Origin of the sequence: Paenibacillus sp. 2RAB27 (genome assembly GCF_052115445.1) — a bacterium.
Classification (GTDB): Bacteria; Bacillota; Bacilli; order Paenibacillales; family NBRC-103111; genus Paenibacillus_E.
Window position 1 is genome coordinate 61585 of sequence record NZ_JBFRGR010000026.1, and the last position, 25672, is coordinate 87256.

General features: G+C 48.7%; 23 protein-coding genes and 1 pseudogene. 11 read left to right on the forward strand and 13 right to left on the reverse strand.

All coding sequences use genetic code 11. The features are described 5' to 3' along the window. The first annotated feature begins 106 nt into the window (after window positions 1-106). The gene (locus AB4114_RS26730) at window positions 107-1300 is read left to right on the forward strand and encodes an MFS transporter (protein ID WP_441991189.1); all 1194 of its coding nucleotides are present in this window, start codon (window positions 107-109) and stop codon (window positions 1298-1300) included. A 76-nt stretch (window positions 1301-1376) separates the two neighbouring features. On the opposite strand, the gene AB4114_RS26735 is transcribed toward AB4114_RS26730, so the two are convergent. The 5 genes from AB4114_RS26735 to AB4114_RS26755 form a co-directional block, all read right to left on the reverse strand. Continuing rightward, on the reverse strand, window positions 1377-1814 hold the full coding sequence (locus AB4114_RS26735) for a cupin domain-containing protein (protein WP_441991190.1): 438 nt from the start codon (window positions 1812-1814) through the stop codon (window positions 1377-1379). Between the two features lie 11 nt (window positions 1815-1825). Continuing rightward, window positions 1826-2269: an SRPBCC family protein gene (locus AB4114_RS26740; protein ID WP_441991191.1), complete on the reverse strand. Its 444-nt coding sequence runs from the start codon at window positions 2267-2269 to the stop codon at window positions 1826-1828. Next, a complete protein-coding gene (locus AB4114_RS26745; protein ID WP_441991192.1) occupies window positions 2262-2582 on the reverse strand; it encodes an ArsR/SmtB family transcription factor in 321 nt (106 codons plus the stop codon). Before AB4114_RS26745 ends, AB4114_RS26740 begins: the two co-directional genes overlap by 8 nt. 946 nt (window positions 2583-3528) lie before the next feature. Next, window positions 3529-5247 carry an ABC transporter ATP-binding protein gene (locus AB4114_RS26750; protein ID WP_441991213.1) on the reverse strand — a complete coding sequence of 573 codons (1719 nt, stop codon included), beginning with the start codon at window positions 5245-5247 and terminating at the stop codon, window positions 3529-3531. A gap of 48 nt (window positions 5248-5295) precedes the next feature. Next, window positions 5296-7041 carry an ABC transporter ATP-binding protein gene (locus AB4114_RS26755; RefSeq protein ID WP_441991193.1) on the reverse strand — a complete coding sequence of 582 codons (1746 nt, stop codon included), beginning with the start codon at window positions 7039-7041 and terminating at the stop codon, window positions 5296-5298. Between the two features lie 182 nt (window positions 7042-7223). On the opposite strand from AB4114_RS26755, the gene AB4114_RS26760 reads away from it, so the two are divergent. The 3 genes from AB4114_RS26760 (at window position 7224) to AB4114_RS26770 (ending at window position 10954) form a co-directional block, all read left to right on the forward strand. Next, window positions 7224-7922 carry a hypothetical protein gene (locus tag AB4114_RS26760; RefSeq protein ID WP_441991194.1) on the forward strand — a complete coding sequence of 233 codons (699 nt, stop codon included), beginning with the start codon at window positions 7224-7226 and terminating at the stop codon, window positions 7920-7922. A 496-nt stretch (window positions 7923-8418) separates the two neighbouring features. Continuing rightward, window positions 8419-9807, forward strand: a complete 1389-nt coding sequence (thrC, locus tag AB4114_RS26765) for a threonine synthase (RefSeq protein WP_441991195.1) — start codon at window positions 8419-8421, stop codon at window positions 9805-9807. Between the two features lie 640 nt (window positions 9808-10447). Beyond that, window positions 10448-10954 carry a hypothetical protein gene (locus AB4114_RS26770; protein WP_441991214.1) on the forward strand — a complete coding sequence of 169 codons (507 nt, stop codon included), beginning with the start codon at window positions 10448-10450 and terminating at the stop codon, window positions 10952-10954. A gap of 52 nt (window positions 10955-11006) precedes the next feature. On the opposite strand, the gene AB4114_RS26775 is transcribed toward AB4114_RS26770, so the two are convergent. The 4 genes from AB4114_RS26775 to AB4114_RS26790 form a co-directional block, all read right to left on the reverse strand. Further along, the gene (locus tag AB4114_RS26775; protein WP_441991196.1) at window positions 11007-11666 is read right to left on the reverse strand and encodes a stalk domain-containing protein; all 660 of its coding nucleotides are present in this window, start codon (window positions 11664-11666) and stop codon (window positions 11007-11009) included. A gap of 155 nt (window positions 11667-11821) precedes the next feature. Further along, entirely contained in the window at window positions 11822-12904 is a 1083-nt protein-coding gene (gene rlmN / locus AB4114_RS26780; protein WP_441991197.1) for a 23S rRNA (adenine(2503)-C(2))-methyltransferase RlmN, read from the reverse strand. A gap of 181 nt (window positions 12905-13085) precedes the next feature. Continuing rightward, on the reverse strand, window positions 13086-13931 hold the full coding sequence (locus AB4114_RS26785; protein WP_441991198.1) for an ABC transporter ATP-binding protein: 846 nt from the start codon (window positions 13929-13931) through the stop codon (window positions 13086-13088). 252 nt (window positions 13932-14183) lie between these two features. Then, on the reverse strand, window positions 14184-15968 hold the full coding sequence (locus AB4114_RS26790) for a methyl-accepting chemotaxis protein (RefSeq protein ID WP_441991199.1): 1785 nt from the start codon (window positions 15966-15968) through the stop codon (window positions 14184-14186). A gap of 158 nt (window positions 15969-16126) precedes the next feature. Here AB4114_RS26790 and AB4114_RS26795 point away from each other — a divergent pair, with 158 nt between their 5' ends. The 3 genes from AB4114_RS26795 to AB4114_RS26805 all read left to right on the forward strand — a co-directional run bounded on the left by AB4114_RS26795 (window position 16127) and on the right by AB4114_RS26805 (window position 17841). Next, window positions 16127-16795 (forward strand): HAD family hydrolase, encoded by a 669-nt coding sequence (locus AB4114_RS26795; RefSeq protein ID WP_441991200.1) that lies wholly within the window; start codon window positions 16127-16129, stop codon window positions 16793-16795. Window positions 16796-16994: 199 nt separating this feature from the next. After that, window positions 16995-17321 carry an antibiotic biosynthesis monooxygenase gene (locus tag AB4114_RS26800; RefSeq protein ID WP_441991201.1) on the forward strand — a complete coding sequence of 109 codons (327 nt, stop codon included), beginning with the start codon at window positions 16995-16997 and terminating at the stop codon, window positions 17319-17321. Between the two features lie 394 nt (window positions 17322-17715). Next, the gene (locus AB4114_RS26805) at window positions 17716-17841 is read left to right on the forward strand and encodes a hypothetical protein (protein WP_441991202.1); all 126 of its coding nucleotides are present in this window, start codon (window positions 17716-17718) and stop codon (window positions 17839-17841) included. Between the two features lie 57 nt (window positions 17842-17898). Here the strand turns inward: AB4114_RS26805 and AB4114_RS26810 are convergent, their stop codons facing one another. Then, window positions 17899-18267 (reverse strand): DUF4180 domain-containing protein, encoded by a 369-nt coding sequence (locus AB4114_RS26810; RefSeq protein ID WP_441991203.1) that lies wholly within the window; start codon window positions 18265-18267, stop codon window positions 17899-17901. Beyond that, window positions 18264-18680, reverse strand: a complete 417-nt coding sequence (locus tag AB4114_RS26815; RefSeq protein ID WP_441991204.1) for a winged helix-turn-helix transcriptional regulator — start codon at window positions 18678-18680, stop codon at window positions 18264-18266. Before AB4114_RS26815 ends, AB4114_RS26810 begins: the two co-directional genes overlap by 4 nt. 137 nt (window positions 18681-18817) lie before the next feature. On the opposite strand from AB4114_RS26815, the gene AB4114_RS26820 reads away from it, so the two are divergent. The 3 genes and pseudogenes from AB4114_RS26820 to AB4114_RS26830 all read left to right on the forward strand — a co-directional run. Beyond that, window positions 18818-20041: an MFS transporter gene (locus AB4114_RS26820; RefSeq protein WP_441991205.1), complete on the forward strand. Its 1224-nt coding sequence runs from the start codon at window positions 18818-18820 to the stop codon at window positions 20039-20041. Then, on the forward strand, window positions 20038-20895 hold the full coding sequence (locus AB4114_RS26825; protein WP_441991206.1) for an aldo/keto reductase: 858 nt from the start codon (window positions 20038-20040) through the stop codon (window positions 20893-20895). The genes AB4114_RS26820 and AB4114_RS26825 overlap by 4 nt, the downstream gene beginning before the upstream one ends. Before the next feature lie 183 nt (window positions 20896-21078). Beyond that, window positions 21079-22620 (forward strand): annotated as a pseudogene (locus AB4114_RS26830) (catalase); the annotation flags it as partial. Between the two features lie 334 nt (window positions 22621-22954). On the opposite strand, the gene AB4114_RS26835 reads toward AB4114_RS26830, so the two are convergent. Next, window positions 22955-23911: an NAD-dependent epimerase/dehydratase family protein gene (locus AB4114_RS26835; protein ID WP_441991207.1), complete on the reverse strand. Its 957-nt coding sequence runs from the start codon at window positions 23909-23911 to the stop codon at window positions 22955-22957. An 87-nt stretch (window positions 23912-23998) separates the two neighbouring features. After that, window positions 23999-24844, reverse strand: a complete 846-nt coding sequence (locus tag AB4114_RS26840; protein ID WP_441991208.1) for a MerR family transcriptional regulator — start codon at window positions 24842-24844, stop codon at window positions 23999-24001. 213 nt (window positions 24845-25057) lie between these two features. Here AB4114_RS26840 and AB4114_RS26845 point away from each other — a divergent pair, with 213 nt between their 5' ends. After that, window positions 25058-25411, forward strand: a complete 354-nt coding sequence (locus AB4114_RS26845) for a FlxA-like family protein (protein WP_441991209.1) — start codon at window positions 25058-25060, stop codon at window positions 25409-25411. Window positions 25412-25672: the final 261 nt, after the last annotated feature.

Consider the following 25672-nt stretch of genomic DNA (forward strand, 5'->3'; position numbering starts at 1 on the left):
TGAAATTATTACTTATCACAAAAAAATGCAAAGAATGTCATACCTTGTCGCTTGTCCTCGTGGTATGATTAAACCTTTAAGATAGAAAGGTGGGATCTATGCAACCATGAACACTTCACATGCTTTACAAGGGACAGCGACCGAGAAAGAACGGTTCCCTATCTCCCTTTTCTCCCTAACGGTTGGCGCCTTCGCGATCGGTATGACCGAGTTCGTTATTATGGGGATTCTGCCCAATGTGGCGGATGACTTGAACGTTAGCATTTCGCAAGCGGGTCAATTGATTACGGGCTATGCACTTGGCGTGGCATTCGGTGCTCCGATTCTCGCTATGTTGACTCATAAGCTGCCGCAAAAACGCCTTCTTCTCGTGCTGATGCTCATCTTCATCTTAGGCAATGGCCTAGCTGCCCTTGCTCCGTCCTATGGGGTCGTGATGGCAGCGCGACTGATCACTGCTTTGGCTCACGGTACATTCTTCGGTGTGGGCTCTGTGATCGCGGCGAATTTGGTTCGGCCTGAAAAGAGGGCCAGTGCCATTTCCGTGATGATGGCGGGTCTAACTATCGCGAATATTCTTGGCGTACCGCTTGGCACCTACATCGGTCAGCATCTCGGCTGGCGGGCATCCTTCGGCTCCGTTGTCATTATGGGAATCGTCTCTTTCATCGGTATTCTCATCTTCATTCCACAGATTACACAGAAAACCAATAGCAGTCTTGCCAAACAGGTTCGTGCTCTTTTGCAGCCAAGATTGTTACTCGTATTCCTGATTGGCGCTTTAGGTTGCAGCAGTTTGTTTGCAGTGTTCACCTACATCGCGCCCATTCTTATCAACATCACAGGATTCAAAGAGAGCAGCGTGACGTGGATTCTCGTCTTGTTCGGCTTTGGCGTTACTTTAGGCAACATCCTAGGTGGCAAAATGGCTGACTGGAAGCTCATGCCTTCCCTGATCGGCAATTTCGCTGCGTTAGCGCTTATTCTAGCTGTATTCGCGTATACGGATCAATTCCCGGTTGCCGCGATTATCACCATATTCATATGGGGCATTGCGGCGTTCGGGATTTTGCCTGGGCTCCAGATTCGCATCATGAATCTGGCCAAAGAAGCGCCAGAGCTGGCGGCCACCTCAACGCATTCTGCGTTGAATCTCGGCAACGCTGGCGGTGCTTTTCTAGGTGGCTGGGCGATTACGCACATCGGCCTGTCGTCGTTGCCTTGGATCGGCGCGGGATTGACCGGGGCGGGGTTTGTTTTGATGCTGTGGAGCTATCTGCGGGATCGTAAGGTGAAGTAAGAAAATAACGAAACAGCGGCAAGCTCGGACTTCGTTGTACAGTCTTAGCTTGCCGCTGTTTTTTTGTTTTAAACAACTAGAGCTTGTTATGCCATTCGACGGGTTGATCCTGAATAATTCCATCTGTCTCCACCCATTGGGTGAGACTATTCTCCTTGGCTTGAATGACAATAAAATGCAGGCCTTGTGTCGCCGACGTATTCCTTAACGCTCTCACACCGTCAGGTGCAATGCGAATGGACGTGCCTTCGTGCACATCTATTTCGTTTCCGTCCACTTGGATCTGGCCTTGCCCTTGAAGGAAGATGTAGAGCTCTTCATTCTGCTGGTGCTTATGATAAAAGGGGATCTCCCCTTGCGGGGGTAAATGATTAAGTGAAACTTCCATACTCGTTAGTTGTAAGGAGTCTTTTAGAAAGATTTTACCCTTCAACATGCCTTCAGTCACACTTGCAAAATCAGAAAATGCACCCGCGTTGTTAACCGAGTATTTCAGTTGATTTATGCTCATCATCTTGCCCTCCTTTAGAACGCTGGCAATATTTTGCCTGTTTCGAGCAGACTCTTCAAATTGCTGAGAATGACAGGCCAGCCGTTGTTAAATCCTTCGATTTTGCCTTCATCCTTACGAATATCCTGTTCCAACAGCTCCTCATGGCGAAGCGTTAGCTTGATCGTACCGTTCAATGGTGTTAATTCATACGTCACATTGGACATCCGATCACCTTCCGCGTCCTTAATGCTCCAAGTAATCGCGAGCAAGCGATACGGCTCATAGACAAGTACTTCACCGTAGTGTTCAGTCTTGTCTTTATTCATTAAGTGAAAGCTTGAACCGACTTGCCAATCTGAAATGATTTCACGACCAAAAAAATACTGCTTCGTAAACTCACTGCTCGTTAAGGCTGCCCATAGCTTCTCAGGTGTCGTTGCGATGTATGTCACATAAACGAAAGACTTCTTATTCATGATTCGAATCCTCCTCTAGGGCTAGCTTCAAATTGGTTAACGCCTCAATGCGACGTTGATCAAACTTACCGATCCAGCGATGATAGATCTCCCCGATCGGTACTGGGTTCAGATAGTGAAGTTTCTCGCGGCCATGCCACATGACCGTAACCAGATTTGCCTCCTCCAGCAGCAAAAGGTGCTTCGTAACAGCTTGGCGGCTCATTGTCATTTGCTGACAGAGTTCTGATAAGGATAGTCCGTTATTCACGAACAAGATGTCGAGTAATTCTCTGCGTGTTCCGTCTGCAAGTGCTTTAAAAAGTTTGTCCATGCGCCCATTATATGCAACAATTTAGTTGCATGTCAATCAAAATATGTAAAATTCTTCTTCCCTTTCCGCGCAATCGGCAGTTAGGAGTGAGCTTGAACAGCGGTTTTGGAGCAAGTTGCGCCGTAAGTTTAGAGAAGTAGCTTCTGAAAGTAATAAGAGCAGGCTTGTTGGGGTGGGTTGTGATGCGGTCGTGGATATATGGTGCTGGCTAGTCGTGGTGTTTGGTGAGTTGGCTTGTTACTGACTGTTGTTATTTTGGTGGGTTCGCTTGTTATCAGATTTTCTGTTATGTTGATGGGTAATGTTGAATTCTAAATGGTCACCTTGGATTGGTGGGTTATAGCTCTGTTGAGGGACACGTGCTTTAAACAAATTAGCATTAAGACTGTTTCACGCCTTCAGCACCAGCATCATCTTTACTTTTTACCTATCTCTATTTCTACCTTTTCCTTTTCCTTTTCCTCTTCCTTTACTTAACCTTCCACCTCCACTCCAACTCCCCCTCAACTTCATCTTCTACTTCACCTTCCACCTCCACCACAGCTCCCCCTCTCCCACACGTTAACTGTAAAAAGTACATCTAATTTCGTCACTTTTCTCACTTCAGAGAACTTAACTGTATTTCCTGTAGTTAATTCGGCTGTATTTGGCCGCCAAGCCTAAAATCGGCGATTTTAACTGGAGGTTTTCCAGTTAATGCGGGTGCGGGTGCGGGTGCGGGTGCGGGTGCGGGTGCCGACCGCTCCTCATGCAGGGGTTGGTTACACGAGACGCGGGGGACTGTCGCTCCTAGGGCATCTACGGGCCCATGGCGCGGGAGCTCGTCGCCCCAAGGCAGGCTAAGGCTAGTCGCAGCCACCGTCGACGACGCTACCAACCGCGCTGTGCACCGCGGCACACCTACACACAAAAGGCGCTTCCCCATCAACCGAGGAAGCGCCTCTTTCTACCCTACAACTGCCGAAGAACCCTTCTGCAGTTGGTACATTTTCGCGTAGCGCCCGCCTAGCGCCATGAGCGTATCGTGATTGCCCCGCTCGGCGATCTCGCCGCGGTGCAGCACAAGAATTTGATCCGCATCGCGGATCGTGGACAACCGATGCGCGATGACGAGGGTCGTCCGCCCTTCACTCACAACCTTCAGCGCACGCTGGATGAGCCCTTCCGTCTCACTGTCGATGGAGGCTGTCGCCTCATCGAGGATCAGGATCGACGGATCGAATGCCAGCGCACGCGCGAACGAGATCAACTGCCGCTGGCCAGAGGACAGCGTGCTGCCCCGCTCGACGACTTGCTCGTCGTAGCCGTTCGGCAGTTGCTCGATAAAGCCAGCTGCGCCAACATCCCGCAACGCAGCCTTCACTCTGTCGAGTGAGATATCCTCGTTGTACAAGCTGACGTTGAACTTGATGTCCCCCGCGAACAGGAACGGATCCTGCAGCACGATCCCCATATGCTTACGCAGGGCTTGCTTGGACATGCCCTTGATGTCGCGGCCATCAATCGTGATTGAGCCCTCACCAGGCTCGTAGAAGCCAAGCAGCAGGTTCAGGATCGAGCTTTTGCCTGAGCCGGTGTGCCCGACTAGGGCGATCGTCTCCCCTTTTCGCGCCTCGAAAGAGATTCCCTTCAAGACGTTTTCCCCTTCTTTATAAGCAAAGGTGACATTATCGAACTTCACGATGCCCTCAGGGCGCTCCACGTGGCCAACCTTCTCAACGTCTTGACCTTCCATGTCAAGAATCGTGAACACCTTTTCCGCTGATACAAAAGCCCGCTGCGCATTCGTCAACTGATCGAAAATCCCAATAATCGGCTGAAAAACCCGACCTAGATAATCAATAAACGCGTAAAACACACCGAACGAAATGGCGGTCTCCAGCGATTTTCCGCCAAAATACCAAATGACCATCGCCGTCACCAAACTGCCGATCGTCCCGACCACATTACGTGTGGATAGGCCGTAAATTTGAAATTGCTTCCGCTGGTTCACATAGCGATCCATGTTCAGCACTTCGAACTCTTCCAGCGTGACTTTCTCACGGCGAAAAGCTTGAATAATCGGCATCACGACGATCGATTCATTGATCATCGCATTCATATCGCTGAGCCTAGCGCGCATAATCGTGATGAAGATTTTCGAATATTTGAGATGAACATACATAATCACTACAAAAATCGGCGGCAGCACCAAGCAGAACAAGGCTAGATGCCAATCCAATAGGAAAAGTGCAACGTAAATCCCGACCAATTGGAGCATACTGACAACGAACGTGGCCATAAAGCTCATGAAGAGATCGCGGACAGCTTCCGTGTCATTGGCGATACGAGATACGACTTGGCCTATCGGCGTGTTATCGAAATAACGCAGAGAAATACGCTGAATGTGGCCCATCAAATCCATCCGCATGTTTTTAATAATTTGTAAGGCGGTAGATTGAAGAATATAGGCTTGTGAATAATTACATAGACCTGCTGTTAACAGTAAACCCATATACAGGCCTAGCAGTTTGAGCACCGGCGCCATTTCTTGCGCACCTGTGGAGAGATAGGTATCAATAATCGTTTTCGTTATATAAGGCCCGCCCAGCTCGGCAGCTACTGAACAACAAAGAATGAGCAGCGCTCCGAGAATTCTGAACCTGTAGACGAATGCGTAAGACATGAGTCGTCTGGCCGTAGTCGGTTTAGACAAAATAGTTGTCCTCCTTTCTCACTCTTCGAGACTGGCTTCCATCTGTTGACGATCCCACTGTTCACGGTACCAGCCACCGAACTGCATAAGCTCCTCATGGGTGCCCTCTTCAATGACTCGGCCTTCATCTAGGACAAGAATCCAGTTCGCGTGGCTCACAGCAGACAGTCGGTGTGTGGAAATGAGTGTCGTACGCCCCGCTCGTTCCTTGCGGATATGCTGAAGAATGCGACTTTCCGTACGAGCATCAACCGCGGAGAGCGAGTCATCCAGCAGCAAAATCTCCGAATCAATCAACAGCGCTCGCGCAATCGCTAGACGCTGCTTCTGTCCGCCGGACAGCATCACGCCGTTCTCACCAACAATTGTTGATAAACCATCAGGCATTTGGGCAATATCTTGGGTAAAAGAAGCCATCTCTACAGCGTGCGCAATCTCCTCCGGTGAAGCCGTATGCTTGCCTAACGCGACATTGTCACGTATGGATTTCGATAGCAGCAGATGCTCCTGAGGCACGTAGGCAACCCAACGTTTGATTTGATCGATGGCGATTTCCTCGATGGGTACACCCGAGATGCTTAGCTTGCCTGGATCAATTGGATATTGGCGCAGCAGTTGCTTGAGGAGCGTGCTTTTGCCGCTGCCGGTCCGACCGACGATCCCAAGCGTCTGTCCCCGCTGCAACTCAAAGGAGACGTGAACGAGGCTTGGATGATTCGCAGTCGGGTAGGTGAACGTCAGATCGTTCATCTCGATGCGTTCAGGCACAGCGACGTGGACAAGATTCTCAGCATCGACAATATCAGCTTGCTGCGTCAGTGCTTTATCGAGACGATCTGCCGAGGCGCTCCCCCGCTGCAGAACGTTAATAAACTCGCCGAAGGAAATCATCGGCCAGATGAGCATACCGAGGTAAATATTGAAGGAAATCAGCTGTCCCAGCGTGATTTCGCCTTGGAACACGAGATACGACCCGTATCCGATACCGATCGAATAGCTGAGACCAACGATCAAAGAGGTCAATGGTTGGAACAGCGCATTGAGCATCGATACGCGGCGGTTTTTGTTCATCACATCCGATGTAACTTCATCGAAGGCTTTCAAATCGTGCGTTTCTTGCACATAAGAACGAATGACTCGGATACCGGAGATCGATTCCAGCGCATGATCATTCATTACACCGAAGGAGGCTTGTGCCGCCAGAAAGCGTGTGCGGACCTTTTTGCCTAACATATTAATCATCACAGCTAGAAAAGGCAGTGGAATTAACGCTGCAAGCATTAATTTGAACGAAATCAGCGACACCATCGTGATGATGACGACAGATGCTCCCACGATCGTAGAGACGAGCGTCATCACCCCGTAACCGGACGTTTGACCAATGGCTAGAATGTCATTCGTCGCCAGCGCCATCAGCTGCCCCGTCGTGTTGCGTTGGAAAAACGGAGGAGACATTTTGGACAAATGCGTCAACAATCGTCCTCGAAGCAGCTTCTCCACCAATGCGGAGTTACCGAATAAATTCGTGATCCACAAATAGGTCATGACATACAGAAGCAGCGAAAGCCCAATCAGCAAATACACCGTATAATGAAGCCCGGAAGCTGTTAAACTCCCAGTACGAATATGGTCAATGATATTCCCGATCATTTTGGGCGGAATCGTCGCTAAGATATTCACACCGATTAAGAGTGAGACTGCGAGTACATAATACTTCCATCTCTCTTTGAAAAACCAGCGAAGCTTCATAACAAAAGACACCATTACCACCTCTTTACAATTTCTTGGCACACTCATTGATTCTATAGTTTCCACTCTATGAAGTCCACTCTGTATCTTGTTTAAAATGAAACTTTCAGCTCGTCTGGAACCTTATCACAGCCCCCAATGTTAGAGAGAGCAAGATTATTACCTATATTTCACACACAGGAAGGAAGTTACACACGATGAAACCTATGATGAAGAAAACGCTAGCCATCCTCTCCTTATCCAGCCTGCTGACAACAGGAGCCGCTTATGCAGCTACCACAGATGCTGTTATTCCCGATATGCACGCGAAGCAAAGAGGAAGTTCCGAAGGGATCACAGTGAAAGAGGCGACCAAGAACGTGCAATCGACCGGCGTCATCACCTCCATTCGTACAACAGGCGATAACGCTCAGATTCAAATTCAAGACACGGGTACTGGTGGTATCGTGCTCAATGTGAGCCCAGAAACAACCTACCAAATGCTTAACGGCACGAAGCTGACACTTGCTGATCTTCACGTTGGTTTAACGATCACTGCGGAGCATTCCATGGCGATGACACTTAGTTTGCCGCCGCAAACGTCCACATCCAAAATCACCGTGCTTGATACAGCAGCTCATAAGGGTGCCTTAGGTACTTCTGGCATCATTGAAGCTGTACGCGAAGATGGCAGCCTTCTTGTTAAAGGCCAAGGGCTTACCGAAGATGCGCCAGGTGAGGTTGTTCTTACAGTTGGTACTGACACAGCCATTGTAGACGGTAAGGGCATTCCCATTGACAAATCCGCGCTGGTTAAAGGTGCGAACGTGATCGGCTTTTACGGCCCTATGATGACCAAAAGCTTGCCGCCTATCAGCAACGCCTGGAAAATCGTTGTAGAAGCAGAGCAAGAATAGCAAAAATAAGGCAAATAGCGCATCTATGTTCCTTTTGATACAATGTCATGCACCATGTGTTCAGTCATCGGAATCCACAGTGGGTAGTGTATTCGGCGCATGGTGACCGCCAATTCATGTTTAGATGTATAAACTACAGCTAATTTGCTCGAATCTGACGTATTTTGAGAATTAGATGGAAAAAGTACATTTAATTTGTATGAAATTTGAAGAATCGAGTAAATCGAAGGAATTTAACTACAGGAAATACAGTTAATCTTTCAAATTCGAGAATTCCACTTCAAATAGATGGAGAAAATCCAGTTAGATGCGGGAAGCAGGTTTATTAATCATCGGTCATTAACGAAAAAAGGGGCTAGTTCAAAAAGTCAAAATTGGCTTTTGAGACAGCCTCTCTTTGTTTTTGAAAGAATCGTACCTGTGACGGATGTGCACTGTCCAAATGTTCTGTTTTTTGATACAATAACTGAAAATTCAATCGTATAAGGGGACTCATATGGAATACATTAGCACTCGCGGCAAAGTAGAACCTATCGGCTTCATCGATGCGATCCTGATGGGATTGGCCAATGACGGCGGTCTACTCGTACCGAAACACCTCCCACAGCTATCTGCTGACACACTTAAAAGCTGGTCAAAGCTCTCCTATTCAGAGCTAGCCCTAGAAATCTTCTCGCTTTTTGTGAACAACGAAATTCCACGCGATGAGCTGAAGCAGCTCGTTGATGAAAGCTATGCAACGTTCCGTGACGAAGCGGTTACACCGGTTAAACGCCTAAGCGATGACACGTATGTACTTGAATTGTTCCACGGGCCTACATTTGCCTTCAAGGATATTGCCCTGCAATTCCTTGGCAATCTGTATTCGTACGTTTCACGCAAAACGAACTCCATCATCCACATCCTCGGAGCTACCTCCGGCGATACAGGAGCTTCCGCAATCGAGGGTGTTCGCGGTAAAGAGGGCATCCGTATTTGTATCCTGCATCCGCACCAGAAGGTCAGCAAGGTACAAGAGCTGCAAATGACAACCGTCAATGACGCGAATGTGTTGAATCTTTCGGTTGAAGGTACTTTCGATGATTGCCAACGCATCATCAAGGAGCTTTTCGCAGACGTTGAGTTCAAGCACCGCTACCATTTGCGCGCGATTAACTCGATCAACATTGCCCGCATCTTGGCGCAAACGGTGTATTATTTCTACGCCTACTTCCAACTGCCACAAGTGGGGCAGGCTGGGAAGGTAAATTTCAGCGTACCGACGGGGAATTTTGGCGATATTTTTGCTGGCTACTTGGCTCAGAAAATGGGGCTTCCAATCAACAAGCTCATTCTTGCTACGAATGAGAACAATATTCTCGAGAAGTTTGTACAAGAAGGCGTGTATCAACCAGGCGAGTTCCGTGGCACGTATAGCCCGTCCATGGACATTCAAGTGGCGAGCAACTTCGAACGCTACTTGTTCTATCTGTACGGCGAAGACGCTGCGGCTGTTAACGCGATCATGGAGCAGTTTAAGGCCGAAGGCCGCGTTGTCATCCCTGCCGACAAGTTGAAGACCGTACAGGCTGATTTCGCTGCGTACGGCGTGAAGAACGACGAGTGTCTCGACACGATCAGCGACTACCACGCGAAGTACGAGTACCTGCTCGATCCGCATACCGCGTGCGGTGTTGCTGCTGCTGATAAGCTCGCCGTCGCTGGCGAGGTAACGGTATCCTTGTCCACTGCGCATCCGGCGAAGTTCGATGAGTCGATCCGCTTGCGCGGTATTGCGCAGACGTATCCAGAGCAAATCCAAGCGCTGTTCGACAAACCACAGTTTCAGAAAGTGGTTGGCGGTTCGAATAACGAGATCAAGGATGAGCTCGTGAAGTTTTTCTAGTAAGGGTTATAGGGGCTTCTGCCCCTTCTGTTGAAGCCTTCCTTCCACGTTGTGGGAGGAAGGCTTTTTGGCGTATAGCGGACCCTAAGCTACTTTCACTTCTGCCTCTTCAGTTCCTCCACTAGCATTACTTCACCTGCATTACTGCTCCTGCATTACTGCTCCTGCATTACCGCTCCTCAAACACTTGTCTCTCCAACCACGCCATTTTACAGCCCCATCCAACTTCTTCATCTTCATCTTCATCTTCATCTTCATCTTCATCTACTCCACCAAAATAGCCCCCTTCCCCCTCTAACCACGCAATCAGCTCCCCGCCAGGCACTTGAGTAGATTGGAATTGGATTAACTGGAAAAACTACATCTATTCAAGCGCAAATCGGCCAATTTACTCAATTAGATGGATTTTAGGTAGTTAAATCTCGGCTTCTGGCGCTTTCGGACGGAATATGCGAAATTAGCTGTAGGAAATCCAGTTAGTCCTTTTTCAATGACGAATTGGGTGAATTTAGATGTACGTTTTCCAGTTAAATCAGTCCTCAGACCGATCTTCGTCCTTCCCTATAGTCTGAAGACACTTGTACCCTGTCATGGTATTCTTAGAGTAATGAATCCAATAATAGGAGTGAACAAATTGAATATGAATATGAATCGCAGCGCCTTTCTCGGGCCGATCTTGATTCTGTTAGGTGTTTTTATGTTTCTAAAAGGGGATGTATCGTTTAGTTCGGGCACTATTTTTGAATATTTCTGGCCGACACTCTTCGTTATTCCTGTCGGGGTCTTCTTCCATTGGTTGTACTTCTTCATCATGCAACGACGAGGCGTAGGCGTACTTGTTCCAGGTGGTATTCTACTAACGGCAGGTATCGTATGCCAAATCTCCGCGCTTTTTGATATTTGGCACCTCATGTGGCCAGGTTTCATGCTTGCAGTGGCTGTCGGCTTGTTCGAACTGTATTGGTTCGGCGGCCGCAATAAGTATTTGCTCATTCCGATTAACATCCTATCGGTGATGTCKCTGCTGTTCTTCGCGATCTTCTCTATCGGTTCCATCTTCGGGACGCTATTCCATAACAATTCCATCATCGCTATTGGGCTCATCGTGGTTGGCGGCCTAATGATGATCGTACGTAGCCGCAACTAAGCACAAATGAGAAAGCCGTCACGCAGGTTCACTGCAAGGACGGCTTTTGGTGTTATTGGGGCTTATATTTGCCAATCGAGACGTTGTCACGCTCATGAACACTCAGAATATGCGAAAGCGATTTACTTCCTCCCTCGTTCGTTAACAAGCCAAACCGGGCATTCAACCCCGACCATCCTTCCAGCCCATCCACGCGATAGTCCCCAGAGACATACGCCTGCGCAAGCTCTTTATTGGACCAGAACTCGATACGCTTATTCGATAGTGGTAGATCCCCCATTTGATCAGCGAGGAGGAGGAGGAAAAGCTTCTGAAAATCCGTGTTGTCAGGCACATCCACATAACCATCCGAGAACACGACTGTCGTATCGGCATGCGCGCCTGCATTCTCTCCCATGATCTCCATTTTCAAACTATATGTACCGTGAAGGAGAGAGGACACATACTTGGCATATGACATCCTATTATCCTCTGTACTGCGAATTTCGACCGTGTTCAACGCTTCGTTCCAGCTCACTTCTGCACCGAGCGCTTCCGCAATCGCTCTTGTAGAGGTCATTGTCGTCCCATCTTCGGTTACTTGAACCGGGGCATGGAGCAATTTCCCATTCACCGCAACTTGTCTGTCCTTATGAAGCACATCAGAAGCAGAAACCACTGTCACACCCGTTACAACAGCACCGCAAATCACACCGAGGATCCATGCCTTCACCAACGACCACTCTCCTTCTCCTAACTTATAAAGCTAGTTTACGCATTCTAACGAAGAAGTTGCTGCTCTTCCATTGTATGCTGGAGTTGTCCACATCAGGCATCCCCTGTATGCAAAAAGGCCCGCGAATGTCATTCATTCACAGACCCCTAGTTCTATCCCGCCACAACGTTATCCCCTGTGGCTTGTTTGATTTGTTTGCTTCGCAGTTGCCCACAAGCGGCATCAATGTCCGATCCGTGCTCCAAACGCACACTGCAAGAGATGCCTTGCTTCTTGAGCGTATCGTAGAAGGCGCGCACCGATTCGCGCTCACTCCGCTGATACTGGCTGTGCTCATCCACCGGATTGTACGGAATCAAGTTCACATTCGCCAGCTGGCGGATATGCTGAATCAGCTCAGCCAGTTGAAGTGCATGCTCTCTGCCATCGTTCACGTCTTTGAGCAGAATGTACTCTAGCGTAATACGGCGATTCGTTTTCTCCAAATAGTACTCAATTGCTTCCATCAACGTCTCGATCGGAATCGCTTTGTTGATTTTCATGATGCGTGTACGAAGCTCGTTCGTTGGCGCATGCAAGGAAATCGCGAGATTCACTTTCAAATCCGAGTCCGCGAACTCTTTAATTTTAGGCGCCAGACCGCTGGTGGATACTGTGATGTGTCTTGCTGCAATATCCAGACCTTTCTGATCCTTCACGACGCGGATAAAATCGACCATATTCACGAAGTTGTCGAAGGGTTCGCCAATCCCCATCACCACAATATGGCTCACGCGCTCAGCTTTGCCCATAGCGTCCAAATGAAATTGGACCTTCATAATTTGTTCCACGATTTCCGCGGCGGACAAATCACGGCTCTTGGCCAACAAGCCACTGGCACAGAAGCTGCAGCCAATGTTACAACCCACTTGCGTCGTCACACAGACGGATAAGCCGAATTTATGACGCATCAGGACCGTTTCGATCAAATTGCCGTCCGACAGCTTGAACAGGAATTTCATCGTGCCGTCCGCCGATTCCTGCCGCGTGTGCTCATTCAAGGTATGAATAGCAAAATGCTCGCTTAACGTGGCTAAGCAATCCTCTTTCACATCCGTCATTTCCGCGAACGAAGCGACCCGCTTGCGATACAGCCAGTCCCATACTTGCAGGGCGCGTGACTTTTTGTAGCCTTTTTCGGCCAGCCAAGCGACCAGTTGATCAAAAGTTAATCCATATATAGATGAAAGTTTCATTCCGTTATCCTCTTTTCAAGACTATCACGTGCAGTCCAGTTCTTCTAAGCAGCCGAAGCGTACCATCTAGTTAGTATTGTGCCAAAAATCCTTCCTGAACACAAGGGAAGCCTATCATTTCCACAAAGAAAAGGCACCTCCTGATCCGGGGGTACCTCTTTCACAGGCTTATTTATGCTAATCAAGCACTCGTTACTACTACTTTACGTACTTCTTGCGCCACAACTTCATCATCCGAAACCAAGCCATAAGGGATACAGAGCGGCACGCCTGCTCTTGGATCCACGATGACATCAGCATGAATAGCGAACACGTCGAGCAGCATTTGTGGTGTTACAATATCCATCGGTGAACCTTCATAGACGACATTCCCTGTTTTAATTGCAATCAAATGGTCCGCATAACGCGTCGCATGATTCAAATCATGCACAACCATGACGATTGTCGTCTTGTGACGCTCGTTAATTTCCTTCAACAAACAGAGAACCTCAAGCTGATGTGCCATATCCAAATAAGTCGTTGGCTCATCCAAGAACAACATATCGGTCTGCTGCGCTAATGCCATAGCGATCCATACCCGTTGACGTTGACCACCTGATAGATGATCGATCGGACGATCCTTGAACGCTGTCATCCCCGTCACTTCGAACGCCCAGTTGATGATCTCACGATCGGCGCTGGACATCTTCTGAAAACCGCGCTGATGCGGGAAACGACCATATCCTACTAGTTCTTCGGCTGTAATGCCTTCCGGAGCGGATGGCGACTGCGGTAGAATCGCTAATTTCTTGGCGATTTCCTTCGTCGATTGATGATGAATGGAATGGCCATCTAGGAAAACGGTCCCTTCCGTCGGATTCAATAGTCGCGACATCGCCTTCAATATCGTCGATTTCCCCGATCCATTGGCACCGACTAAAGCGGTGATCTTACCCGTTGGAATCTCGATACTCAGATCGTTGATGATTTTCAATTTATCATAAGAAACATGTAGTTGTTCGGTATATATTCGCGTTGCTATTGCCATGAGGAACATCCCCTTTTCCAAATTCAGTATTTATAAGTTTCACATCACAATTTTGCTGAATTTCTAGATAAACGCTCCTGTCCAAGAAGGACAGCGTAGCCGTTTATTTTGAATATGTATATAGGGCCCAATGATTCGATAATTTCTCTCTATCAACTAAAAATGATAATCATTATCAATGAAAATGTCAAGGTTTTCCGTACTAAAATAGGATGCCCGAAGGCATCCTATTTCTTCTAGCTGTTTTGAGGCTTACACTTTAAAGCGAGCCACAGCCAATTGCAGCTCATTCGACATCCCATTCAATTCGTTAGCCGTCCTGGCAACTTCCGAAATCGTCGCTAGTTGGTGCTCCGTTGCAGCCGCAACAGCCTGTGTAAGCTCCGTTGTCATGCGAGTTAGCTCTGCTATTTCCACGATTCCCGCCAGTACTTCCTCTGAACTTGCTGACATTTGCTCCGAAACGGCTGATACATCGGTCATCTGATCGACGACCTCCTGCACCGTGCCAGAAAGCTCCTTGAACGTACCGTCCGTTTGTTGGGCGACAGCCTGCATAGCCTCCACTTCCCCAAGGCCGCGATCCATCGCGATAACAGCAGCTCCTGTCTCTTGTTGGACACGCTCAACGAGCTCAGCAATACGTTCTGTCGCCAGTCGAGATTGATCCGCAAGCTTGCGGATTTCCGTGGAAACGACTACGAAGCCTTTGCCATGCTCACCTGCTCTAACTGCCTCAATAGAGGCATTCAGTGCAAGCAAGTTCGTTTGTCTCGTCACATGCGTGATGAGGACAGTGATCTCGCCGATTTCCTCGGACATCGACTTCAAGCTCTGAATCGCTTGTACCGCCTGTTGTACGGAGCGAAGTGCCTCGTTTATTTGCAGCATGCTCTGCCCCATCCGTGCATTGCCTTCGCTCGTATGAGCGCGCGCATGGCCTGAAATGTCCGTGGCATGACCTGCAGATTCCGCTACGCGTTGAATCCCGACAGCCATCTCATTCATGGCATGACTGCTTTCCTCTGTGCCGTGACGTTGCTGCTCGGAATGTGAAGCAAGCTGGCTCATCATTTCGTTAACAGATGCTGTAGATTGGCTAGTCTGCTGAGCACCCGTTTGCAGCGATTCCGATGCCGCCGAAACCTGCTGTGCTGCTTGTGCAATCTGAACGATAAGGCCGCGAAGGTTCCCGACCATGTCTTTCAAATGATTGCCTAATACACCCAATTCATCACTGCTTTTGCTTTTGACCAGCGATGCATCCGACAAATCTCCTGCTGCCGCTGACTGTGCCAGCTTCATTAATGGGGTAATCTGACGCAGATACAGTCGTACTATAAATACGATAAAAAGGGTTCCGATCACAATGGCGATTAAACCTGTCCATAGCGATTGGACGGTATATTTATTCATTTGTGCCTGCAGGACGCTGTAATTGAAATCTAATCCTACAAAAGCAACAAGTTTGCCATCCTGATCTCGAATCGTACTCACCGCACTCACCCAAGTTCCTAATGAATCTTGGTAGACTCCCGTAATACCGAAACCTGTATTCTCTGCTTCCTTAAGCGCCGTAAGCAACTCAGGAACGGGTGCATAAGGATCAGTTGGCTTCTCATCGACATATAGCTCCGCATTGGATAACAAATTCAAAAGAGCTGGCTCTCCCTCCAATGTTGTCCATTCTGGGTAAAATAAGTAGGCATTTTCGACCAAATCCCCTTGAGAGACACGGTCCATATCCTCCTGTACGTTCATAACAGCAGGTTCATACTTATAAGCTTCTTTATTTTTCTTTAATTCTTCCTTGGATTTCTCAATGTAATCTATCTTCTGCATGAGGGGAGCGTGGAAAATCTCCTCAAGTGCGACCAAGTTTTCTGACATTTGCTGCCTATGCTGTTGATAGGAAACGAAGGTAAGCAACACGCAAAGTACAATATAGCAGGCGGCTGTCCAAGCTGAAATTTTGAAAGAGAGAGAACGAAAAAACCTTACAGATATTTGCTTGCCTTGGGATTTAGCTTGTGACATGATTAACAAAAACACCTCCATAATTGTACAGCATTGCGGATTGGTACACATAGGTCATATAGGTCATATAGACTAGTCTTCTAGATTTCGACAAAGTTTTTAGAAACCCTTCCCCATTTTATTTAGAATTTGTTGTGGTTCATGAGGAGGAATGCAATTTGACTACGATAAAAGCATTGATCTTAGATTTTGACGGCACGGTTCTGGATACGGAGACGGCTTGGTATGAGGCGTTCAGGGAAGCTTATCTCGAGCATGAGGTGGAGCTGACTTTGGACATGTACGGAAAGTGCATTGGAACGTCCTCGCATCTCTTCGACCCTTATGAATATTTGATCACCGAGCTGAACATTCCGCTTAATCGGGCATCTTTTCGGCAAGGTATACATGATCGACATACCGAGAAGATGGCGAATGAAGGTATTCTCCCGGGCGTTCTTGATTATTTAGAGGGGGCCAAAGCATTAGGCCTGCGCATTGGGTTAGCCTCCAGCTCCAAGCGAGCTTGGGTCGATACGTATCTGGCACAGCTGGGGATTGGTGATTATTTTGAGACGATTCGTACTTCAGAAGATGTCGCTTTGGTGAAGCCACATCCCGAGTTGTATGAGCTTGCGCTGAAGGATCTTGGCGTGCAGCCAGATGAAGCAATTGCGATCGAGGATTCACCTAACGGCGCACGCGCTGCTGCGGCCGCAGGTATGCATTACATCGTGGTGCCTAACCCGGTTACGAAGTTCCTGTCTTTTGATGGGGAGCCGCGTAGAGTGGGGACTCTGGAGGAACTGTCGCTGCAAGCTTTGCTGGAGGCGGTCGCGGGGAAGTAAGTAGAAGACGGAATGATTTGGGGGACCGAAAGAGCTAGGACACGATGATTTAGTGCACAGGAAGCTTCAGTATAGGAACGATTCAATACAAAAAAGATTCAATGCATAATGCATAGTGAAAGCTTTGTGTTGACGTCTCCCTTAATTTAAATGATAATGATTCTCATAATCATAAATCATGTAAGGGGAGCTGAACTTCGTGCTTATTCAACAGAGGACCATTATTGTACAACCTGGTAATAGCGACAAAGTCGTGGAGCGCTTTAGCAAGGAAGGGCCTTTGGACGGCATGGAAGGGCTTATCGATATGACCGTTATGGTCAACAAACGGAGCAAAGAGGCGGAAGAAGTCGTCGTTTTCATCCGTTGGGAATCCGAGCAAGCGTGGAAAAACTGGGAGAAAAGCCCTGAGCATCTCGCTGGCCACCGCAATAGTAAAGGGCAGGAACGTCCAGAATACGTCATTTCATCCAATGTAAGCATGTTTGACGTTAAGAAAGTCCGGCCCGGCCAGTTCGGGAAATAAAAGGTGGCGCGGGGGTGATCCTGCGCTGTTTTTTTGTGGGTTGGGTTAGTCGGCTAGTTGGTTAGGTCGTGGCATCGCGGCAGCACGGTACTGAAGCACATCGCACACCAACCACTAACTAATAGCGCACACTTTTGCACGCACCGCAGTAGAGATTAGATGTAAAAAGTACAGCTAAATCAGCAGATTCCGCAATGAAAATACGATTAACTGGATTTTCTACAGCTAATTTTAGCATTTTGCTCTCGTCCAGCTTGAAAGCACCAAAATAGCTACATTTTTTCCAGTTAAATCGTGTTTCGGCGAAAAAACGGCGAGATTAGCTGTAGTTTTTCCAGTTATTCGTTGCCGCGGGGCGTGGAGGTTACGCTGGGGGCTGGAATGTTGATATTCGGTGCTGGTGCTGGTGCTGGTGCTGGTGCTGGTGCTGGTGCTGGTGCTGGTGCTGGTGCTGGTGCTGGTGCTGGTGCTGGTGCTGGTGCTGGTGCTGGTTGAGTATGCACTCGATCCAGTTACTTGAGTAGCTAAATTTGTTGGTATTACGTGGTACGGTCAGGTGTTGGTGTCAGCAAGGCTGCTACTTCACGCCATGCAAAGCATCCAAAGCAGTCTGCTCGTCTGCGACGAAGAAGAAGTGCTTGCCATGATTGCATTCGTAGATGAAATCGCGGAGGCTTTTGCTGTCATACTGATCGAAATTGCCGATGACTGCCATTTTCATCTGATAGTTCGTGTATTTCTGAAGAACATCGCCTGCGAGTTTCGTTTTGAGCTCAAAGAAATCCTCGGTTAAATTCCACTGATTAATAATAAACTTGTCGCAACCTGTCAGGTATCGGACGGATGCCATTAAATCTAGCGCATCTTGCTCATTGCTGATGAGAATGTCCGTGCTCTCCACGATGGCTACCTGGGAATCACCCTTCTGATTGATCGATGTATTCATGTCATTTCTACCTCTTTCTCCATAAGTTCGTCAATTAGGACCTCTTCGTCCCGTTTATTCAGTACATTTTCCTCAAGAACAACGAATTTATCTCCATATTCTTTGATGATATGCGTTTCTCCCCACATGCAGAGCGAATCCAAGATCGGTTTCAGGCTTGCCCCATACTCGCTGAGTGCATACTCCACTTTAGGCGGCACTTGGTTGTACACGATCCGATCCACGATCCCATCGTCTTCGAGCTCTCTAAGCTGTTGTGTCAGCATTTTCTGAGTGATTCTAGGCATCAATCGCTTGAGGTCACTCGTTCTCCGCTTACCATAAGTCAAATGGCAGAGAATGACGCATTTCCACTTCCCACCGATCACTTCCAGCGTGGCTTCTACCGAGATGTTGTACAGCTTTTTAGCCATCTGATGATTTCCCTCCATCCCATGCTATAGGCACTGAAAAGTACCTACCGTACTAGAAAGTACGTACTGGTCAATCCGACTATTATGTCTGATAATAGCACTTACCGGCCGGTACAAACAAGTTTGGAGTGATTGCTATGAAACAAGAAACCAAAGGAAATACACTAGCGCTGCTAGCCCTCGCGGTTAGCGCCTTCGCCATTGGCACAACCGAGTTTATCAGTGTCGGACTGCTTCCGCTCATTGCTGAAGACCTTCATATATCCATCACAGGTGCAGGGTTAACCGTTACTTTATATGCGTTAGGGGTTACTTTAGGAGCCCCCATCTTAACTTCACTAACCTCAACCGTCTCGCGCAAAACGCTGCTGCTCTGGATCATGCTCGTGTTTATCGCGGGCAATCTATTGGCCGCCACGGCAAGTGGCATCGCCGTGCTGTTGATCGCTCGCGTCATCTCTTCGCTGGCGCACGGCATCTTCATGTCGATCGGCTCAACGATCGCCGCTGATCTCGTGCCCGAGAACCGCAGAGCCAGCGCGATTGCGCTCATGTTCTCGGGGCTTACCGTCGCTACCGTGACCGGTGTGCCGATCGGTACTTATCTCGGCCAGCAGCTAGGCTGGCGGGCCGCGTTCTTCGCCATTGTCGCGGTAGGCGTGGTGGCTCTCATCGCGAACCTGATCTTGGTGTCCGCCAATTTGCGTAAAGGCACACGAACACGGTTAGGCACACAGCTGAAGCTGGTTACGAATGGACGCCTGCTGCTCGCCTTTTCCATCACAGCCTTAGGTTACGGCGGCACGTTCGTGGTGTTCACGTATTTATCTCCGTTGTTACATGAGATTACAGGATTTGCAGAACATACAGTAGCGTTAATCTTACTCCTGTACGGGGTTGCCATTGCGATTGGCAATATCATTGGAGGTCGCGCCGCGAACCGTAATGCAAGCAAAGCCTTGCTCATCATGTTTCTTTTACAATCCCTCGTGCTGTTTCTCTTTATGTTTACAGCGCCATTTAAAGCTGCTGGTTTAATCACCATATTTTTCATGGGATTACTCGCATTCATGAATGTACCTGGCTTACAAATTTATGTCGTTCAGCTCGCTGAGCGTTTCGCCCCAGAAGCCAAAGATGTCGCATCTGCCTTCAACATTGCAGCTTTCAACGCTGGTATTGCCGGGGGAGCATTCCTTGGTGGCATCATTACCGATTCCATCGGGCTCATTCATACCACTTGGGTTGGCGGGGTGATGGTTTTCGGTGCCGTGCTACTCACCTTCTGGAGCCGCAAGCTCGAAAAATCTGATCAACCGGAACGATTACAACCAACCATTTTAGGAGGAATACCACAATGACTACCACAACGAATCGTGCAAACCTTCAATCCACAATCACACTGCACAATGATGTAAAAATGCCTTGGCTTGGGCTTGGCGTCTTTAAAGTCGAAGACGGACCCGAGGTCGTTCAGGCTGTAAAATCCGCTATGCAAGTTGGTTACCGCAGCATCGATACCGCGGCCATTTACGGCAATGAAAGCAGCGTGGGACAGGGGATTCGTGAAGGCATGGAAGAGCTTGGTCTAACAAGAGATCAACTTTTCGTAACTTCAAAAGTATGGAATGCCGATCTCGGGTATGAAGCTACTATTGCTGCTTATGAGGCTAGCTTAGCGAAGTTAGGCTTGGACTATCTTGACCTGTACCTCATTCACTGGCCTGTTCAAGGCAAATATGTAGAGGCGTGGAGAGCGCTAGAGACGCTCTATAAGGAAGGGCGCGTTAAAGCAATTGGCGTGAGTAACTTCCAAATTCATCATTTGGAAGATGTGATCCGCACAGGGTCAATTAAACCAATGGTTAACCAAGTGGAGCTTCATCCCCTTTTAGCTCAAACGGACGTACACGACTTCTGCAAGGAGCATGGCATCCAGTTGGAAGCTTGGTCTCCGCTCATGCAGGGTCAGCTTTTAGAGAATCCTGTGCTCAGCGAGATCGCTGCTAAACATGGTAAATCCATCGCGCAAGTCATTCTACGTTGGGATTTCCAACGCGGCATCGTAACGATTCCGAAATCAACTAAAGCGCATCGAATTCTTGAAAATGGATCCATCTTCGATTTCGCGTTAACGAAACAGGATATGAACGCTATTAATGGGATGAATCAGAATGCACGTGTCGGTCCAGATCCGGACAATTTTGATTTTTAATATTTGGATACCGGCCAGAAAGCCCTTGCCTTCTTTCCCTGAAAAGAGTGGGAGGGCTTTCTGGCAAGGAATAATTTCCCTCATCTTGGTAAAAGTTACTCCTAACACCCAATAGGAGGCTGCTCAACACCCATGAACAAGGACCAAACAGGCAATAACGAACAAAACAATCCAACCAATATGACCCTAACGAACCGCCAAGGCCATCCGATTTCGGATAACCAGAACATCCGCACGATTGGCAATCGCGGGCCGTCGACGCTCGAAAATTACCATTACATCGAGAAGATTTCCCATTTTGATCGGGAGCGAATTCCAGAACGTGTGGTGCATGCGCGCGGCGCTGGGGCTCACGGGTATTTCGAGTCGTATGGAACGGTCGGCGACGAGCCGGTCTCTACGTATACGCGTGCTAAACTTTTTCAGGAGAAGGGGAAGCATACCCCTGTTTTTGTTCGGTTTTCGACCGTGGTACACGGCACGTACTCGCCAGAAACCTTACGGGATCCGCGCGGCTTCGCGACGAAATTTTATACCGAAGATGGCAACTGGGACTTAGTCGGCAATAATTTGAAAATCTTTTTCATCCGCGATCCTTTGAAATTCCCTGATATGGTGCATGCGTTCAAGCCCGATCCGGTCACGAACCTGCAGAACCCCGAGAAAATGTTCGACTTCGTCTCCAATTCGCCAGAAGCGACGCATATGATCACCTTCCTCTTCTCCCCATGGGGTATTCCGGCCAACTATCGGCAAATGCAGGGTTCAGGCGTCAACACGTACAAGTGGGTGAACCAGAACGGCGATGCGGTGCTCGTGAAATACCACTGGGAACCGCTGAAGCAAGGGATGAAGAATCTGAAACAGTCCGAGGCCGAGGCGATTCAAGGTAAAAACATTAGCCATGCCACGCAGGATTTATACGAAGCCATTGCGAAGGGTGACTATCCGGAGTGGGAGCTGTGTGTGCAGATTCTGAGCGACGACGAGCACCCTKAGCTCGATTTCGATCCGCTCGATCCGACGAAGTTATGGGATCATGAGAAGATTCCTTTTCGGAAAGTAGGCAAAATGGTGCTGGATCGCAATCCGGAGAACTATTTTGCTGAGGTCGAGCAGGCTGCTTTCGGAACGGGGGTACTCGTCGATGGCCTCGATTTCTCGGACGATAAGCTGCTGCAGGGGCGAACATTCTCCTACTCGGATACACAGCGTTATCGCGTGGGAACGAATTATTTGCAGCTGCCGATCAATGCGCCGAAGTCGCCTGTGGCCACGAACCAGCGGGATGGGCAGATGACACTGATGGTGGACAAAGCTCCCGGGCAAAATCCACATGTCAATTACGAGCCCTCCTCGCTCGGCGGGTTGCAGGAAGCTGCGCCTTCGGGCAAAGAGCACCAGCCGATGTATAATGACCGGCTAGTTCGCGAGAAGATTAGCCGCACGAATGATTTTGGGCAGGCGGGCGATACGTACCGCAAGTTCGAGGATTGGGAACGCGATGAGTTGATCGCGAATTTGGTCGATGCTTTGAAGATCTGTAAGCCGGTCATCCAGGCGAACATGATCAGCTATTTCGAGCAAGCCGATCCGGATTACGGACGGCGTGTGTCTGAAGGGCTCGCTCAAGCGAAGATTGAGCAAGAGCACTTAGGATCAGCCGCTGCGAAGGCTGGAGCTGAATTGGCGGAGAACGCTGGGCAGCGGACGGACGGGTATTAGGAAGGAAAGGCACCCTGGATGGGTGCCTTTTTGGGGTTTGGGGGCGGTTTTCGCGTGCTGTACGCGAGAAAACCATCGCTACAGCGGCGACGGACGCTACATGCTAGAGGTGAAACGGAACGTGGTTCCGCTATCGGTCAGAATTGCTCAAAAAACCACACAAAACGCAGAAATAGCGAACTGACGTTCCGCAACTTTCAGAAAATGCTCAAATATCTCGAAATAGGGGAACTACGTTCCGTATCTCTCAGTGAGGCTCTAACATCAGCCATTTCATGGACAGATAATAGACATGGAACTGGATCATATGCAACCCCGTTTGGTAGGGTCCATGCTAACGAGCCCGCTGTTCCTGCATCATTTCCTTATACCACTGCACGGTATGCCTGATGGCTTCCACATGCGGAGTCGTCGTTTGCGGGCCAAAAGCAGCTTCAAATTTGCTGTGATCCAGGATGAAGGGATGCTCAAACTCGTATAAGACTTCCTTGAGTTCCCTCAGCATTGGATGGAAAAGACCGATCATCGTCACCATCGGACGGGATAATGTACTTATTTTACTTGTCGAGCCTAGCTCATCGAAAATCAGCCCTAACATCTCTCGGGTTGTGTGCGTCTTCGCACTTGGTAGATGCCAGACTTCACCCAGAGCACGATCCTCTTGACCGAGTGTCACAAGTCCTCTCGCAAAGTCATCAATATACGTATAGGTATGTGGCATATCCAGATTACCCAGCAAACCTACAGGCTTGCCTCTCAAGGCGAAGCTAAAAACTCGCTCTCCCAGCGAGGACTGTTTCACACCTGGGCCATAGAAGTCCGAGGCGCGGCCAATCGCCACGCGGACCCTCCCCGATTGATGCGCAAGCAGCAATTCCTCCGCCATCTGGGCGCGTGTTAGCCCTTTTTTGCCAGTAGCTAGATGTGGTAGGTCCTCCGTAAGAGGTTGATTCGGTTGGCCATACATGTACAGATTGTCACCGTAGATCAGTTTCGCACCTGCAGCAGCAGCACCCGCCATAATCCCTCGGGTAAGGCCGGGAAATTGGGTCGGCCATTTCGTATAGCCTGGATGAGCACAGTGATAGACCACAGCAGCATCCTTGCACATCGCTACCGCATCAGCAAGTTGGGAAGCATCCCCTTTGGCCACTTCCACCGCTGCCGTCTCGGACAATCTCCCGCTGCGATTTACCATGCGTATACGCTCGACCCCGCGCCGCTTTAATTCCCGCATGACTGCCATCCCGAGTGGCCCCGTTCCAACAATCACATGTACTTGATTACTCATTCATCATGCCCCCTCGTTTTCGATACCCTAACGATATTGTCTACCGTAACGAGAGAGTCAAGAGATGTTTAGAAAATAGTTGGCAGCCTATTGGGATATAGGCACTTGAAGCTCCACAACTACATGGTTGTAATCTTCAAGATGGTTTTCTCTTCCGAATAGGTGCAGCTCGCGAACCGGACCGGTTTGTGCATAGCCATTAACCCCGAGCCATGTAAAAAGCGCTAGAATCCCCTCTCCAACACCCATGAAAGGCCCTTTGTAAATAAGGCTTGCTACCATGGGCTCAGCTGGAATTTCATATACGGTGATGGGGCCAGTTGGGCGTAGGTGGGCTAATGAATCGAAACTAAACCCCACTTCAATGTCGAAATTCTCCTCAATAAACTCTGTCATATGATACAGAACGTACTCCTGTTGCATAGTGTCGATCGATGCACAGCCCCCCAGCCCTTCCTCAAGCTCCTCAAACATCTGACAGCGGTAGACGGGCATATCCTGTAGGCGTGGTACGATTCGGCGAAGCCCAGCCATATAAAGAGCTGGTACCTGCTTAATCCCAACCTCATAGGCAGGCTTCTCACCAAGTCGTTCTAGTTGATGCAATCTAGACTCGATACGCGCCATTTGTTGTGTTGCTTCCTCTATTTGATTCGCTAGTTCCGCTTTCTTCTTGTGCATCATCTGCTTCATGTCGTCCATTGTGAGTGCTTGATCGATCATCGTCGCGATCTCATCTAACGAGAACCCCGTCTCCTTCAGCACCACGATATGATGAATTCGAGTGAGCTGTTCATACGTGTAATACCGATAGCTTGTCGCGATGTCGATATAAGCAGGCTTTAGTAAGCCGCGTTCATCATAATGTCGCAGAGTGCGTATGGTCACCTGTGCGATTTTGGAAAAGAGTCCGATTCTAATCAAATTCGACATTGCTATCCGCCTTTCAAACACATATCCTTATATATCCATTATACGGATTCCACTTCGAATAAGGTGAGCAAGTTTCTGCTTGCCTCTCTCGATCTCCAATTTTAAGCAAATCCTCAGTGAGCCTTCAGCGTTTCCTCAATTTGGCATGTCATAATCGCCTATGGGCTTTTCAACATGTCCAAATTGAAGCTAGAAAGGTGAGCTAAGATCACCATGTCGATTTCCATTTCATCAACCACGTCCAGTAGCAGCACGTACTCCTTCACCTCCAGCTCTACGGACTCAGCTGCCCTTGAGAAACAAAAAGCCAAGCTGCAAACCGAACTAACGAAGGAACAGCAGAGCAAGGATGAGCAGAAGACGAAAGAGCGCAAAGTGCAGCTCATCCAGCAACAGATCCAGCAAATTGATCAGCAAATCGCGCAGACGAGCTCGAAATCCAGCAGCGGTAGCTCTAGTCAACACGATTCCGGCACTAGGAACTCGAACGACCCTTCCGGCCTGAGCAACGCTGCCAGTAAGAAAGTGAACACGAATCCCAACGGCACGTTGGATATTCTGGTTTAAGCCAAAAAAAGGGACTGTACTTTGAGAAGTACGTCCCTTTTTGTATACAGCAGCCTCCTTGAACCCATCCTTGCTGGCATCCTTCGGCCGAACAATAAGATTAACTGTAATTTATCAGACTGTCGAGAAAGTCTCGACAGTCTTTATTATTTTCTTTTTAGTTCATCACATTACCGCGTTAATTTGGTATAATATAAGTATACTCTTGAAAGTGGTGAACCTCATGCTTCGCTCTAAACCGAATGACCCTCAATTAGACTA